We start from the raw sequence: 16,174 nt of genomic DNA, 5'->3' as shown, positions 1-16,174 counted from the left end.
GGGAAGAGAAATATGCAAAAGGTAGTTGAGGGGATCAATCATTGGATAAAAACATTGCCAGATGAGTACAATTCTATGTCAGAATTAGAAATTTCTAATCGACCATTACCAAATAAATGGTCTAAAAAAGAAATTTTAGGACATTTATGTGACTCTGCGATAAATAATATTGAAAGGTTTATAAAAATTCAGTATGAAGAACAAGTGTATGTTATTCAATCATATAATCAAGATCAATGGGTAAAGGTTCAGAATTATCAAGATAGACCGCTGGGTGAAATAATAAACCTTTTTCAGACATTAAATAAGCAAATTCTCACTATTGTTAAAAATGTTCCTAGCGAAAGCCTATCTAAACTTTGTGACATAGGCAATAATCAACATAAGACACTCGAGTGGCTTATTCAAGATTATCTTTCGCATATGGAACACCATATTCACAATCAAATTTTAATTAAAAATAACAATTGATAAATTTAGTTCTTATTCGCGAATAGGGCGCATTTTCGGAGGAAGGAGTGTGCTCTTTTTACATCTATGTATTTATAACAAAAACCAGCTAATGTACTGTCTAGGGATTAGCTGGTTTTTACTCTAATTGAAATAATGATTTAAGAGACTTTTAATAGGTAGTCGCTAACCCATTTCAAGTTCAAAAGTTCCGTATGTATTTTTTTATGGTTATTCCCTTATGAATGAATCTCATTTCTATATGATATTCGTATAGAAATTCAAAAGCACCGAGTTCTTTCATTTAATAGGCACCTTCATTAACGATATTTTATTTCAGCTTATGGTTGGATAATAGATTAGAGGGTATCTCATTTTCGAACATCGGTATTGTATTTTTTATAATTATCTTCACTATTATCATTTTATTGATTCAAAAAAAGGGGAAAGCGTTAGAAGAAGATAAAAAAGAGAAGTAAAGCGAACAGAACAGCAACTCTAAAGCAAATAACCTACCTTAAATTAGAATTCCAACTTGATAAATATATATACAAAGCTCATACATTTTAGTAGACTTAACGCCTCAATATTGGCAGTTAGTTACCAAAAGCCAGAACCCATGTGGAATCTGGCTATTTCTTTGCGTTTTTGTTGGCCTAGTATATTATTCATGTTAAGAAACAGTGATAAGGCACGATTCGTTCTTTTTAAAGAATGAATGAAAACATGAATAAAACCTTCGTCACCTCCCCCTTTTACTGCTTTTTTTTTAAAAAAAAGCCACCTTAAGGTGGTTAATCAACTAACAGTCGGTTGGGGTGATTTTCACTATATACAAATGAAAATTTCTATTAATTGTTAAGCACCCGTTTTTTTATCATTTTTATTCAACCTTTTTCTTTTTGTCTTCTTTCCAACCTATCCAAATAGCTACGGCTAAAGCAAATGCCACTCCAATATAAGCCATTCAGTAACCCTCCTTTTTGGAAAACGCCCTGATTGTTTACTAATTTTCCGCAAAGCCGTTGAGAAATCTACGTTTTAACAGTAACACACCATTCATAAATATTACGAAACAATTGTAGAAAAGGTTTCATTAAAGGGGTATTAACAGAAAAAAACTACCATAAAGTGGCGGTCATTCCGCTTCTTTTTTACGGACTGAAAGATTAGACTAAGTAGAAATATGGTAATTAGGATTTTTCATACATTTATACAACTTTATATTATCTCAATCATAATTTAAATTTTTTTTCTGTTGCAATGATTAAAAGCAAGTAAATGTGTAAACCATTTTACAATCAAACAATGCAGCATGGTTTGGTTTAATTCTGTAGATAGATCCCTATTTATTATATAACTTCATATATAGTGTAGCGTTTAGTAGTACCCTTACTAAAGTAAATTTGTCCGGAATTGCTAATAAAGTTAAGATATTAAAGCCAAAGGCATTTATTGCAAAATATGTAAAAAGAACTTTTTATTCTTCTAAACAATTGGGCTCGAAGAAAGGAGCGTATTTTTACCGAGGTAAGCAAGTGTGTTTCGTCATCTTGCCATTGATAATTTCTCACGCTTAGGAATAGATTTGCAGGTTAGGAAAAGGAGAGTAAATCAATGCATAAAGAACCCGGAAAAATCCCTATTAGAAAACAGCACTTTTCCGGGCATTTCTTTTTAAATTATCTGTAGCAAGGCTCTTTTTTTGATTAATGAATGGTAGCCTTTTGATGTGCTTGTTTTACCATCTCGATAAATAATTTCATCCAACGATTATCCTCTGTCAGTTCAGGGTGGAAGGAGGTAACAAGTAGATGATCTTGTTTGGCAGCTACAATTTGGTTATCATATGTAGCTAACACTTCCACATGCTCTGTTACTTCTGTAATAATGGGCGCTCTAATGAATACTGCTGGAACATTGTCTGTGAAGCCCTTTACTTGTAACATTGTTTCAAAACTGTCCTTTTGTCGACCGAAGGCATTTCGCTTTACACTTATATCCATTAACCGTAAATGCGCTTCACTACCATCGGCTAACTCATTAGCTAGTAATACTAAACCCGCACAAGTGCCAAAAATTGGTTTCTTTTCTGCTGAAAACTGCTGAATTGGTGCTTTGAATTCATAATAATCAATTAGTTTTCTTATTGCCGTACTTTCTCCACCAGGAATAATTAAAGCATCAAGTGATGATAGTTCACTTGCTTTTTTTACGGCTACAGCGGCTTGCCCGGCTGACTCGATTTGTTTTATGTGCTCAGAAACGGCTCCTTGCAAGGCGAGTACGCCAATTTTCAACATTACCAACCACGCTCCTGCATTCTTTCTTCTAAGGATAATTTAGAAATATCTAATCCTTTCATAGCAGCACCGAGTTCTTGCGAAAGCTTCCCGATTAAATCGTAGTCTTTATAATGCGTTGTTGCTTGCACAATGCTATGAGCAAACTTTTCTGGATTTTCAGATTTGAAAATACCCGATCCTACAAAGACACCGTCAGAACCAAGTTCCATCATAAGAGCAGCGTCTGCTGGTGTTGCAATCCCTCCAGCAGCAAAGTTTACTACTGGTAATTTGCCATTTTTCTTAATTTCACGAAGGATATCATATGGTGCACCTAAGAGTTTAGCTTCTGTCATGAGTTCATCATCATTCATTAAAGTGATTTTCCGAATTTGTGCTTGAACTTTTCTCATATGTCTTACTGCTTCAACAATATTACCTGTGCCCGGTTCACCTTTCGTTCTTAACATGGATGCACCTTCACCAATTCTTCTTGCTGCTTCACCTAAATCACGACATCCACACACAAATGGAACCGTAAACTCACTTTTTAAAATATGGTACTCTTCATCTGCAGGGGTTAATACTTCACTCTCATCTATGTAATCAACACCCATTGCTTCTAACACTCGTGCCTCAACAATATGTCCAATTCTAGCTTTGGCCATGACAGGAATAGACACTGCCTGCATCACTTCTTCTACAATTCTTGGATCGGCCATGCGAGCGACTCCTCCAGCTGCACGAATATCCGAAGGCACGCGCTCTAATGCCATAACAGCAACTGCGCCTGCTGCTTCAGCGACCTTTGCTTGTTCAGCATTGACGACATCCATAATGACACCGCCTTTTTGCATTTGTGCCATCCCGCGTTTTACTGTTTCTGTACCTACTAATTGACTCATTTTCATTCCTCCATTGCATTTTTCAGATTTGTTTATTAGTATAAAAAGGAACTGATATGATTGTAAGTATCAGTTTTTGATAATTTTATAGTATCAGTTAGAGGGGGCAGTTAGATGGATTACTTAGCTTGTGAGTTGTTAAGAGACAGTGATGTACCTTTATATGAGCAATTATATGACTATATTAAAGGCGAAATAACAGTGGGAAGATTACTAGAAGGAGATAAGCTTCCATCTAAACGAAAATTAGCCACCTTGTTAAAAATAAGTCAAAATACTATTCAAACAGCGTATGAACAGCTTGAAGCGGAAGGTTATATTGAAGTACAAGCGCGCAGAGGCTACTTTATATTACCATTAACAGACTTAGAATATATCGAAAGTAAAATGAAGAATGAAGGTTCAACAGTTGGTGTTTATCCTAAAGAACAAACCGCGATCTATGATTTTCACCCGAGCCAAATTGATACTGTTCACTTTCCATATGATAAATGGCGAAAGTATGTGAAACAACATATTGAACCGGTTCATCAGTCCTCATTACTGCTTGGTGAAAACCAAGGGGAACTTGATTTAAGGCAGGAAATTGCGCAGTACTTATATCATTCCCGTGGCGTAACTTGCAAGCCTGAACAAATAGTAATTGGCGCAGGTGTAGAAGTTCTTTTACAACAGCTGATTTTTCTATTTGATAAAAATACAGTCTATGGGGTGGAAGACCCAGGTTACCATTTAATGATGAAGATACTACATAATTACGGATATGAAGTGTATCCACTGTTAGTGGATAGACATGGAGTCGACATTCACGCCATAAAAAAATCACCTATAGATATCCTGTATACGACACCTTCACACCATTTCCCTTATGGAACCGTTTTACCGATTCAACGAAGACAACAATTGTTGAATTGGGCAGCAGAGAAGGATGATCGCTACATTATTGAAGATGATTATGACAGCGAGTTTCGCTATAACGGAAAAACGATACCGTCTCTGCAAAGTATGGACAGAGGGGAAAAGGTTATTTATTTAGGCTCTTTTTCTAAATCTTTTATTCCATCATTGCGAATTAGTTATATGGTTTTGCCAAAACCCCTTGTTAAATCTTATAAAGAAAAATTATCTTTTTATCATTGCACGGTTTCGAGAATAGACCAAAATGCTTTAAGTGGATTTATGAAAGACGGGGAGTTTGAAAAGCATTTAAACCGGATGAAAAAAGTTTATAGAAGAAAGGTCGAAATAGTTCTAAACGTACTCAAGTCCTTTCCGCAATTAGAAGTTATGGGAGAAAGCTCTGGATTACATGTCGTATTGATTGTCAAGAACGGAATGAATGAAAGCGAACTCGTAGCACGCGCAAAAAGAGAGCGCTTGAAAATTTATCCATTATCTAATTACTCCATAATTAGAAGAGATGATAAAGAACCGCAAATTATATTAGGCTTTGCAGGTATTCTTGAAGAGCAATTGGAACACAGCTTGAAAGCATTGGTCAAAGCGTGGGGGATGGATGAGATTGATTAGATAAATCTATCTTTGCTTGATTCAATAAAAAAATTAGAATTAAGTACTTTAAGATAATCAACAACGAACAAATTCTTATCATATAACTGAACTTGTTCGTTGTTAATTTTACTTAGAAAGGTTTTAGCGAGTAAAGTTAGGGCATAATCCGATGGCCAAATATATTAAGTGTACCCAATCGATAGGAGACGTAATAGGCGATTATTAATATGATAAGCATGATGATAAAAAATAGGTAATCAGTCGCTTTGATTTTCATTACAGTATAATAGGTTCGATCTTTTGACCCTGTAAAACCTTTTGATTCCATTGCAATTGCGACTCTTTCAGCCTTCCGAATGGCGCCAGCTAATAGGGGGATAAAATATTGTCTCGTATGTTCCACGCGATTTCTCCATCCTTTTGCACGACCAAGGCCCCGAACACGATGAGCTTTCTTTAACAAGTCTAATTCGTGCTTGAAGGTTGGAACAAAGCGATACCCTGCCAAAATACCATAAGTTAACTTAGGTGAAAGGCGAACTTGCTGCATTAAACTTAACATAAATTTTGTTGGATCAGTTGTAAAAGCAAAGAGTAAAGATAACCCTATAAAACACAATGACCTTAGTGCTAAACTCATACTAACTATAATGCTACCCGTCCTAATATCAAAAGAAAAGAACGAAAAAACAATAGGACCAGTTGCGTACTTATCATCCGTATACAGCATTGTCATCCAAGCTAACCCGAGCGCAAAAAAGGACATCGGTATAAAGTAAAACAACCATTTCTTTATGTTCAGTTTACTGAAGAAAAAGGTAAGTATCAGGATATAAATAAACATAATCGCTGGTGTAATAATATCAAAGGAAAAGCTCAACAAAATGGCAGGTAAGATAACCGTAATAGCTTTTATGGTTGGATTTAATGAGTGTATCATATCGTCATCTCTTCATTTATCAACCGTAAGCGGTAAGGTATCCTTAATCTGGCTCTTTCTAAAAGGTCAGTTTTTCGCCAAAGTGCTTTAGGTGTACCATCATAAACGATCTTTCCTTGTTGCATAACCAAGACATTATTACAGTATGAATCAACTAAATCCATGTCATGTGTAACGAAAACGATGGTGGCCCCTTTATCATTTAGGTGCATGACTTTACGCATAAATTGAGAGGTCGTATAGGCATCTTGTCCAAATGTTGGTTCATCGAATAGAAGTAAATCAGGTTTGGAATGTAACATCGTTGCTACACTTAGCCTTCTTTTTTGGCCACCACTTAAGGAAAATGGATTTTTCCACTTATCAGATAAGAGATCAAAATCGGTTAATAAATGATGAACCATTCTTTCTGTTTCTTCTCTAGAATAGCCACTTAGCTTGATACCAAAACACACTTCATCGTATACAGTTTGGTTAATAAATTGATGCTCAGGATTTTGAAATACATAGCCCATATTCTTATACAATTCGTTTTCATGCCAATTACTTAATGGAGTGTTTAAAAAATCGATTGAGCCTGATACGGGCTTAATTAATTTGGCTATTAACTGTAATAAAGTAGATTTACCAGCACCATTTTCGCCAACTATTGCGCAAAAGTCCCCTTCTTTGATTGAAAAGGAAAGTTCATTTAGGATTTGCTTATTTTTATAGTTAAATTGTATATCTTTAAGATTGACGATTACTTCTGTACTTTCTTTCTCACTTGATGGTCGACTAGGCATTTTCCTATTTTCATACCTTTTAGGAACTCTTATACGATTCTTCGTCAACTTATGTAAATGATTTTGAAAACCTTCCTTCGGCGTACTATCTAAAAGTATTTCTCCTTTTTTATTAAGCGCAACCAACCGATGAGCGTATGGTTCCCAGTCATCGATTTCGTGTTCAATTACAAGCAAACCAAATCTTTGTTGTTTTTGAATCTTAATAATTGTCTCGATAAACTCTAGGCTAGATATCGGATCTAAATTTGCTGTAGGTTCATCTAAAATTAAGTATTGAGGGTCCATTAAAAGGATAGAAGCTAGCGCAACCTTTTGTTTTTGTCCTCCTGAAAGATGGTGAATGTTATGTTTCATATATTGTGATAATCCTACAATATCTAGCACATGTTCTATTCTTTGTTTCATTTGGCATCTGGGAATAGACAAGTTTTCTAACACAAATGCTAATTCATCTTCTACACGAACCATGCAAAACTGACTTTCTGGATCTTGAAAGACAATGCCTATTTCTTGGTTTATTACTCCTTTAGGGTAGGAGGAGATATTTCTCCCTTTATATAAAAGGTCCCCTGAAGTAAAACCTTCAACCGCCTCAGGATATAGACCATTTAAACATAGTGTCAGTGTACTTTTGCCAGAACCACTTGCTCCAAGTAATAAAGTCACTTCCTCTGCATATAACTTACAGCTTACATTATTTACAGAAGGTTCATCGTGTTTATCAAAGGAAAATGAGAAAGAGTCTAATTCAAAAATTGGTTGATGATTTTCCATGCCTTGCTAGTACCTCCTTCCCAATAGGGTACCCATTTAAAACACCAGTTTTCGCTAGTTGATCTGCTAATATTTTTCCTAAATAACCAGCAATGATAGCTCCACTTAAGAGACGTATAACAAACATTGTCATAATAAGCCAGGATTCATAGGCATGAAAACCTGATACAAAGAAATGGTAAGGAAAACTAATAAATGCAGCGCTGACACCTGAAAAAACGAGAATACGAGGTTGATAATTTTTCCATTTTGTCAGAGCAAAAGCGATTTCCGCCCCTAATCCTTGCACCATCCCTGAAAGAATTAAAGTGGGTCCAGATGTTGAGCCGACAAGTACTTCGGTAATAGCAGCAATGGTTTCTGCTGTAAAAGCAACGCCTGGCTTTCTGATAATGTAAGCAGCTATTATGGATACAATAAACCATATGCCATAAATCAATTCATAACCAATGGGTCCAAATCCAAACGGGGTAAGGATGGCAACAAGAACTTTACCGACCCCAAAAAACCCTAAATAAATAAAGCCAAATACGACACCCAGGACTGACATGAGAACAATATCTTTCAGACGCCATGATTTTATCATGAGACTTTCACTTCTTTAGCTTTTCCAGTAGGGCTGTTAGCTGATAATGTGAATGTCATTGTCACATGAGATACATCTTGCTTGGTCTGATCGAAAACGTTCTGTAACAAGTTAAAAATATCATTCACCTTGCCATCAAGCCTTGTGGCATAATGGCTATGGCTAACGTTTACTTCAGTCTCCTTGGACCAATCAATTTGCTCATAAATTTTTTCCATATAATCTTCCCTCCCTAAGGGATAGAGGGCAAATTTACAACCTGCAAGCTGGTCTATTTCTTTTGTATCATCCTTGTTCAAGGCAATGTCAGATTCGTCCATGTATACATCTGCTGCTGAATCTCCTGGACAACCAATCGAAAAGGTACCACTCATAGCGATGTGTTCTCCTGTTTTAGCTGCGTGTAAAAAGATTGCCTTCACTACATCAAAAACATGAATTTGCTTACCACGGATACAAGTAGATACATCATCAGTTTCTGACCACACCTTTGACATATTCACTTCTTTAAGGGCAAATAAGATGATGTCCACATACCTCTCACTCATTGGAGAAAGCGTAAACTGACAACCTACGATACTACTTGTTCCACATAATTGATTCATATAAAAATCTCCTTTTAACATTTTTTGAACAAAAAAAACTGCACCCCGATGGAATGCAGTTTGGCTATGCAGAAAAAAAGAGAATACACTGACCAACTGCACTTCCCCACGCTAGTATTATCTAGATCGGGTTATAAGGGTCAGGCAATTGCCTTCTCAGCCATTAAATATAGCTCCCCTAGCGCATTCGATATATTTTATTTGTTCGTCTATCCTATCATAAGCAAAAAATCATTATCTGTAAACCAATACTTGTCAATTGATAATGTAGTAGAGATAAATACAATTTATTAATTGATACGTAAATGATGCAAAAGAGTAAGGAATACAGTTTAAATCCCAATATAGTAGAGGTGAATAAAATATTGATGTGAAGAATGTTGATATATTCGCATACTATTTAGAATGAAGAATAACCCGATTACTAATTTCAGTAATAATGGTTGTCATTTCTTCCGGAGATTCTTTCATCCCATTCATTAACCATTTTTCAATTACATAAATACATCCACTAATTACAAAGTAAATCATATATTTTGATTTATCTATATTTATGACCTGCGGATCTTCCTTTAAACTATTAATAATGATTGATTGTGCAGTATCAATCACTCTCGTTTGAAAAGCTTTGTTACCATGGTCACTAAATAAAACAAGAAAATCAGCACTTCGTTTATAAACATAATCTAATAAATACTTCGTCATTGCAAAAGTTTCATTTGTCTCATTATGGTTGTACTGTTTTAAAGTGACCTGTAATTCTAACAAAATCTCATCTTCAATATGCTGAAGTAAATCAAATTGATCACGATAATGGCTATAAAAAGTAGAACGATTGATATCTGCTTTTTGACATAATTCTTTAATGGTAATGGATGAAATTATCTTTTCTCTTAATAATTCCATTAAACTTTCCTTTAACACCATACGAGTATATTGTTTCCGACGATCCAATTTTTTGTTCATCATGCCACCCTCACTTTTTTAGAGAAATCCAACAAAGTACGCTTAAATGTTGGATGTAAAACATTTTTTACACAACTGTTTGTTGTTTATCTAACACAGTGGTATGTATAATGTTACTGTAAAAGAATTTCAACATCAAGAAGTGGGGAAACCAATAATGATTGAGTTTATTATTCGTTATAAAAAATCTGTAACCATCATTTTCTTTTTGTTATCAGTGCTTTCTGCTATTGGATTTCTGTTTGTGAATGTTAATTATAATATGAAAGATTATATCCCAGCAGAAGCTGAATCTACCGTTGCTTTAGAAGTGATGGAAGATGAGTTTACTAGTGGCATTCCAAATACAAGCGTAATGGTTGAGAATGTCACAATCCAAGAAGCGCTCGTTATTAAAGAGAAATTAAATAAGGTTCAAGGTGTAACTGATGTGATGTGGTTAGATGATGCGATGGACATAAGAACACCAATAGAAACCGGAGACCAAGGCACAATAGAAAATTACTACAAAAATAATCACGCTCTTTATTCTGTCACCATTGAGAGTGGCAAAGAGGTCGAAGCAACAGAAGATATATATCAAATAATTGGTGAGAAGGGATCACTTATTGGCGAAGCTGCAAATACAGCTACGCAGCAGAAAATGACAGGGCAAGAAACGTTACTCGCTGCAGGGATACTTATTCCCATTATTATCATTATACTAGTTCTCTCGACAAACTCTTGGGTCGAACCGCTCTTTTTCTTAACGGCTATCGGTGTTTCGGTAATTATTAATTTAGGGAGTAATGTTTTTATAGGAGAAGTGTCCTTTGTGACACAATCAGTTGCACCAATTTTGCAGCTAGCTGTTTCCTTGGATTACGCTATCTTTTTATTACATAGTTTTCAAGATTATCGTAAACAAGGGCATGAGCCAAATCAAGCTATGAAACTAGCTATGAAAGAATCGTTTAGTGTCATTGCCTCGAGCGCATCTACAACTCTATTTGGATTTATTGCATTATTGTTTATGGATTTTGAGATTGGATCAGACCTAGGTTTAAACCTTGTTAAAGGAATAATTTTAAGTTTTATAAGTGTGATGGTATTCCTTCCAGCACTTACATTATTATTCCATCATTGGATTGAAAAAACACAGCACAAATCATTAATACCAAATTTTAAAGGTATTGGAAAAAAAACATTAAAGTTAAGGTTTCCAGTCTTGATTTTCGTCTTACTTCTCATTATACCTAGCTTTTTAGCACAAAAAGAAACCTCATTTACTTATGGAATGGGGGATCAACCTGATAGTACTAGATTAGGGCAAGACATCCAAAAAGTAGAAGAAATATTTGGCGAATCAACCGCTGTAGTATTATTGGTACCTAATAATGAAATAGGTAAAGAAAAAGAAATGATCGAATCTATTGAAGAGGTTGACCATGTCTCAAATGTAATTGGATACGCGAATATGGTTGGTTCGACTATTCCGCAAGAATATTTGGAGGAGGAAGCAAAGGAACAATTCTTATCTAATAATTACAGTCGAATCATCATTAATACTGATGCAGGAACAGAAGGAGATATTCCTTTTCAATTAGTAGAAGAGATAAGGGAAATAGGTACTAACTATTTTGGTAATCAAGCGTTAACTTTAGGCGAAAGTGTTGCACTTTATGATATGAAATCAACTGTTACAGAAGATAATTCTTTAGTAAATACTTTAACCGTTATCGCGGTTGGACTCGTGTTACTTGTCACATTCAAATCATTATCATTACCGATTATTTTATTATTAACAATACAAGCTTCTGTTTGGATTAATCTCGCCATACCCTATTTTACCGATACGTCATTAGTATTTATTGGTTATCTCATCGTTAGCACTGTACAGCTTGCAGCAACGGTCGATTATGCCATTTTATTAACAGAGACTTATAAGCATAATCGTGGAAAGTTATCTCCAAAACAAGCGATGAGAAAAACAATTGATAAGAAATTATTTTCCATTATCGTTTCAGCGTCCATATTATCAAGTGTCGGATTTATATTATGGCTAACTTCCTCAAATCCAATCGTCGGTTCTATAGGATTATTATTAGGTAGAGGAGCATTGCTCGCGTTTTTACTCGTTATACTTTTTCTACCTGGATTATTATTACTATGTGATAAATTGATTCAAAAAACATCTCTTCAAATGGACTTTAGTAACAAGGAGGAAAAACATGAAGATCATTAAATGGATGCTTATCACTGCTTCTCTATTTTTCTTTCCTGTGATGAATATACATGCAGAATCACAACCTGTTAAAGATGGAATGAGTAAAGGGAAAGTAGCAAACAAAAATGAAGTGATTTATGCTAACTTGCTAGCAGACGGTAACCTAACCGAATTATATGTTGTCAATTCTTTTGAAATGATAGAACCTGGTGTGATTGAGGATTTTGGAAATTACGAAAAAGTTAAAAATCTAACTGACACATCAAAAATTAGCAAAGAAAATAATCAGATCACATTACAAGCAAGAGAAGAAAATTATTATTATCAAGGAAACTTACCAAATAACTCTGAGTTACCTTGGCGTTTTACAATTAATTATTACCTTAATAATAAAAAGATTAATCCAGAAAATTTAGCTGGTAAATCTGGCGATATAAAAATGGAAATTGCTGTAGAAGCGAATGAAGGTAAGCGTTCTTCATTCTCTGAAAATTATATGCTGCAAATTAGCGTACCGCTGAACACTGAAAAATTTAAGGATATAAAAGCTGAGAATGCCACTGTTGCACAATCCGGCAAAGATAAGCAGCTCACTTTTACCGTTATGCCTGAGCAGGAAGAAGTATTTACGATTGAGGCAGAAACAAATCATTTTGAAACAGAAGGTGTGCAAATATCTGCTTTACCTGCTTCACTTGCCATTGATAGCCCAGATACTGAAGAATTGACGAGTGAATTTCACTCATTAACTGAGGCAATTGGTGACATTCATCATGGTGTCGGAGACTTAGAAATAGGAATGAATGAACTTTCATCAGGCTTACGGTCATTAGAGGGTGGGTCTGCACAATATAAAAAAGGACTAAATGAATTAAGTCAGTCTGGTGACCGATTAACTGAAGGATCAGCACAAATAAATAATACTTTATCATTGATTAAAGATGAGATTAAACAAGCCAGTGGCGTGAGTGGTATTGGGGAACTCGAGAATGTAACAATCGATCTGCCTGAGGTGACGGATAATCTAGAACAAGCAGCTAATGATGTAGACCAAGTAGTTGTTAATTACAATGAGGTAAAAACACAAATCAACCGTGCTCTGGAGCAGATACCAGATAACCAAATTTCAGATAAAGAGATAAATAAATTATATGAAAGTAATGCGGATAAAGAGGTAATTGATCAATTGGTAGAAACCTATAGAGGGACAAAAGTTGCTCAAGAAGTTCTACTACTAGCCAAAGATAACCTTACAGACATGGTTGAACCTCTATCAACCTTTAGTCAATCAATGAGAGAAGCAGCAGGTAACCTCCGTGCAATATCATCTAATATAGATGAATCTATTCTTCAAATTGACATTGATGAAGGTTTAAAACAATTGACATCTGGTGTTGAAGAAATGGTATCTAACTATAATCAATTCCACCAAGGGTTACTTGCTTATACAGGCGGTGTTTCTGAATTAAGTACATCATATAATGACATCCATGAAGGAATTAGCGGTTCTCTATCTGGAGCTGAGCAACTAACGAAAGGAGCTAGCTCGCTTCATAATGGAACTGGACAATTACATGATGCAACTAAAGGCATTCCTGATGAGGTGACAAAAGAAGTTGATGAAATGATATCGCAATATGATAAATCTGATTATGAGCCAATTTCTTTTGTATCAGATAAAAATAATGATAAGTTGGAACTAGTCCAATTTGTCATTCAAACAGATAAGATTAAAATAAAAGATAACAAAGAAGATGTTAAAGAAACAAAAGATAAAGTAGGATTCTTCGAGAAACTTCTTAACTTATTTAAGTAAACTTGAAAAACACGCCTCTGCAATCTAGGAGGCGTGTTTCTCTTTTAGGGGGTAAATTTATTTAACCTTTCATGTTACATAAAACGAGGTCAAAATGAAGAATTTGACCTTCTTCTACTCGGGTTGTAGGAGTGGATTCAATCAATGAATCTAGCTTATATTGTGGTTGGAAGAAAAATGATAAAGAGCCTAACTTTTTCATCGTTTTAAGCTGAGAATACATATTCTAAAAAATAAATTGTAAATTTTCCGAAAAATTGATATATTGTTAGTGTGAAAACTAAATAAGCTAAATAAACAGGTGCTTGTTCATCAAGCTTAAAAGGGAAACCGGTTAGACTCCGGTGCTGTCCCGCAACTGTATTTGCGAGCGGATTGTACATAACCACTTATTCATTATTGAATGGGGAAGGAGCAAATCCGCCACGACCATAAGCCAGGAGACCTGCCTGTTTTAGCCAACATCATTACCTACGCGGATAGGGGGTGTTAAGTGCGGATAGAAGAACATGTATATAACACTACACATGTTTATTTGTTTGTCCACTCGTTACTTAACAACTTCTTTTAATAGGAGTTGTTTTTTGTTTGAAGGAGGTTTGCTTCTTACTACTGATTTGAGCAAGCGCTCAATCAAAGGAGATAGAAAGATGTAAAGGGAGTGCACGATGGCGAAGCTAAAAAAAACGCTAGAAGAAAAGGGAGATATTTTTTCTCCTGAAGATTTTCTTGAAGAGGAACAACTCATTGCACAAACGGCAGAATTATTTATTAAGAATGATGTGTTGCCCCAAATGGATTCATTAGAAAATAAGAACTATGAAGTGGCTAAGAATCTGTTTAAAAAATCAGGGGAACTTGGTCTACTTGCTATTGATGTACCTGAAGATTATGGCGGGTTTGCACTTGGTAAAAAATTATCCGGGCTTATTGCTGAAAAGATAGGATACGGTGGGGCTTTTAGTGTTTCCTATAATATTCATGTAGGTGTTGGCACATTACCGTATGTTTATTTTGGTTCAGAAGCACAAAAACAAAAGTATTTACCACAACTCATCTCTGGGGATTGGATTGGTGCTTATGCCTTAACGGAAGCAGGAGCTGGATCAGACGCACTTTCACCTAAAACAAGAGCTATTTACAACAGCAAGAGTGATAGTTGGATAATAAATGGGGAAAAACAATGGATTACCAATGCTCACATAGCAAATGTGTTTGTTGTGTTTTGCCAAACAAATGACAGGATGACTGCTTTTATTGTTGAAAAAAACACAGCAGGCGTATCTATTGGTGCAGAAGAAGAAAAGATGGGTATTCATGGATCATCAACAGCTACTCTTATATTGGAAGATGTCGTTGTGCCATCCGCTAATATACTAGGAGAAAAAGGAAACGGTCATCAAGTTGCCATGAATATATTAAATCTAGCTAGATTGAAGCTAGCTTTCTCGAATATTGGCACAGCTAAACAAGCCTTCAACTTTTCTCTTAGCTATGCGAAAGAGAGACAACAATTTGATAGAGCGCTGGTTGAATTTACGTTGATACAAGAAAAATTAGCTGAAATGGTGACATCTATTTATGCAAGTGAAAGTGCCGCTTATCGCACAGCAGATATGATTGATCAAGCTCCAACGGATGAAGGAATCACCTCTTTAAAAGCATTCGCAATGGAATGTGCCATAAACAAAGTACGATGCTCTGAAATGCTTGGGCATGTAACAGATGAGGCCGTTCAAATTCACGGTGGATACGGTTATATGAGAGATTACGATGTTGAGCGACTATATAGGGATGCTCGAATCAGTCGTATCTTTGAAGGAACAAACGAAATCAATCGCTTAACCATAGCAAAAAACTTACTTCACAAACACTCATCTAAAGGTATCACAATCAATACCCCGACACCATTACACCGAGATAGAAACAGCCAATTTATTGAGTTAGGAAAAGAACTGTTATCGCTGTCTTTGGAAGCGGTTTCAAATGCAAAGATTGATATTAATAGAGAACAGCAGTATGCACGTCTTTTAGCTAATATCATCACAGAATTATATACAATGGAAGCGACTTATATGCGGACGTCAAAACTGCAACATCGAAAACAAATTCAAAAGTGGAAAGATTTAGCGACTGATATTATATGCGAACAATGCTTTCAATATTTGAAACAACAAACGATTAGCCTGATTTCAGCAGCGATACTTGATGAAAAAGAACGATTCGTTGCTTTCGCAAACATTGAAAATTACCAAATCCCACTCTACAGCAATCTGTTATTGAAAAAAAGGCAATTAGCACAAATACTTATTGATCAACCAAAATTACTGAAATGAAGGGA

At 35.4% G+C, this 16,174-nt stretch carries 12 protein-coding genes and 2 riboswitches; of the genes, 5 read left to right on the top strand and 7 right to left on the bottom strand.

The genetic code is table 11. The annotated features are described in order from the left end of the window. Positions 1-12: 12 nt before the first annotated feature. A complete protein-coding gene (locus U9M49_RS04465) occupies positions 13-471 on the top strand; it encodes a DinB family protein (RefSeq protein ID WP_281203026.1) in 459 nt (152 codons plus the stop codon). A gap of 1,688 nt (positions 472-2,159) precedes the next feature. Here the strand turns inward: U9M49_RS04465 and pdxT are convergent. Beyond that, the gene (gene pdxT / locus U9M49_RS04460) at positions 2,160-2,750 is read right to left on the bottom strand and encodes a pyridoxal 5'-phosphate synthase glutaminase subunit PdxT (protein ID WP_322909677.1); all 591 of its coding nucleotides are present in this window, start codon (positions 2,748-2,750) and stop codon (positions 2,160-2,162) included. Between the two features lie 2 nt (positions 2,751-2,752). Then, positions 2,753-3,640: a pyridoxal 5'-phosphate synthase lyase subunit PdxS gene (gene pdxS / locus U9M49_RS04455; protein ID WP_322909365.1), complete on the bottom strand. Its 888-nt coding sequence runs from the start codon at positions 3,638-3,640 to the stop codon at positions 2,753-2,755. Between the two features lie 114 nt (positions 3,641-3,754). Between pdxS and U9M49_RS04450 the strand changes: the two genes are divergently transcribed. After that, positions 3,755-5,170: a PLP-dependent aminotransferase family protein gene (locus U9M49_RS04450; RefSeq protein WP_322909364.1), complete on the top strand. Its 1,416-nt coding sequence runs from the start codon at positions 3,755-3,757 to the stop codon at positions 5,168-5,170. A 136-nt stretch (positions 5,171-5,306) separates the two neighbouring features. Here U9M49_RS04450 and U9M49_RS04445 read toward each other — a convergent pair whose 3' ends face one another. The 5 genes from U9M49_RS04445 to U9M49_RS04425 form a co-directional block, all read right to left on the bottom strand. Beyond that, a complete protein-coding gene (locus U9M49_RS04445) occupies positions 5,307-6,092 on the bottom strand; it encodes an energy-coupling factor transporter transmembrane component T (RefSeq protein ID WP_322909363.1) in 786 nt (261 codons plus the stop codon). Then, on the bottom strand, positions 6,089-7,654 hold the full coding sequence (locus U9M49_RS04440; protein ID WP_322909362.1) for an energy-coupling factor transporter ATPase: 1,566 nt from the start codon (positions 7,652-7,654) through the stop codon (positions 6,089-6,091). The genes U9M49_RS04445 and U9M49_RS04440 overlap by 4 nt, the downstream gene beginning before the upstream one ends. Next, a complete protein-coding gene (locus U9M49_RS04435) occupies positions 7,629-8,240 on the bottom strand; it encodes an ECF transporter S component (RefSeq protein WP_095373259.1) in 612 nt (203 codons plus the stop codon). Before U9M49_RS04435 ends, U9M49_RS04440 begins: the two co-directional genes overlap by 26 nt. After that, a complete protein-coding gene (locus tag U9M49_RS04430) occupies positions 8,237-8,845 on the bottom strand; it encodes a YkoF family thiamine/hydroxymethylpyrimidine-binding protein (RefSeq protein ID WP_322909361.1) in 609 nt (202 codons plus the stop codon). Before U9M49_RS04430 ends, U9M49_RS04435 begins: the two co-directional genes overlap by 4 nt. A gap of 86 nt (positions 8,846-8,931) precedes the next feature. Next, positions 8,932-9,035: riboswitch (TPP riboswitch) on the bottom strand. A gap of 206 nt (positions 9,036-9,241) precedes the next feature. Then, the gene (locus U9M49_RS04425; RefSeq protein ID WP_307313847.1) at positions 9,242-9,811 is read right to left on the bottom strand and encodes a TetR/AcrR family transcriptional regulator; all 570 of its coding nucleotides are present in this window, start codon (positions 9,809-9,811) and stop codon (positions 9,242-9,244) included. A gap of 157 nt (positions 9,812-9,968) precedes the next feature. Here U9M49_RS04425 and U9M49_RS04420 point away from each other — a divergent pair, with 157 nt between their 5' ends. From U9M49_RS04420 to U9M49_RS04410, 3 genes are all read left to right on the top strand, one after another. Further along, complete coding sequence (locus U9M49_RS04420) at positions 9,969-12,035, top strand: efflux RND transporter permease subunit (RefSeq protein WP_322909360.1); 2,067 nt, start codon at positions 9,969-9,971, stop codon at positions 12,033-12,035. Beyond that, positions 12,022-13,833 carry a YhgE/Pip domain-containing protein gene (locus tag U9M49_RS04415; protein ID WP_322909359.1) on the top strand — a complete coding sequence of 604 codons (1,812 nt, stop codon included), beginning with the start codon at positions 12,022-12,024 and terminating at the stop codon, positions 13,831-13,833. The genes U9M49_RS04420 and U9M49_RS04415 overlap by 14 nt, the downstream gene beginning before the upstream one ends. A gap of 282 nt (positions 13,834-14,115) precedes the next feature. Next, a riboswitch (cobalamin riboswitch) is annotated at positions 14,116-14,301 on the top strand. 200 nt (positions 14,302-14,501) lie between these two features. Further along, complete coding sequence (locus U9M49_RS04410; protein ID WP_322909358.1) at positions 14,502-16,169, top strand: acyl-CoA dehydrogenase family protein; 1,668 nt, start codon at positions 14,502-14,504, stop codon at positions 16,167-16,169. Positions 16,170-16,174 lie beyond the last annotated feature (5 nt).

Source organism: Cytobacillus sp. OWB-43 (assembly GCF_034651445.1).
Classification (GTDB): domain Bacteria; phylum Bacillota; class Bacilli; order Bacillales; family Cytobacillaceae; genus Cytobacillus; species Cytobacillus kochii.
The sequence above is the reverse complement of the archived record's forward strand: the minus strand, read 5'-3'. Positions and strand labels throughout refer to the sequence as shown.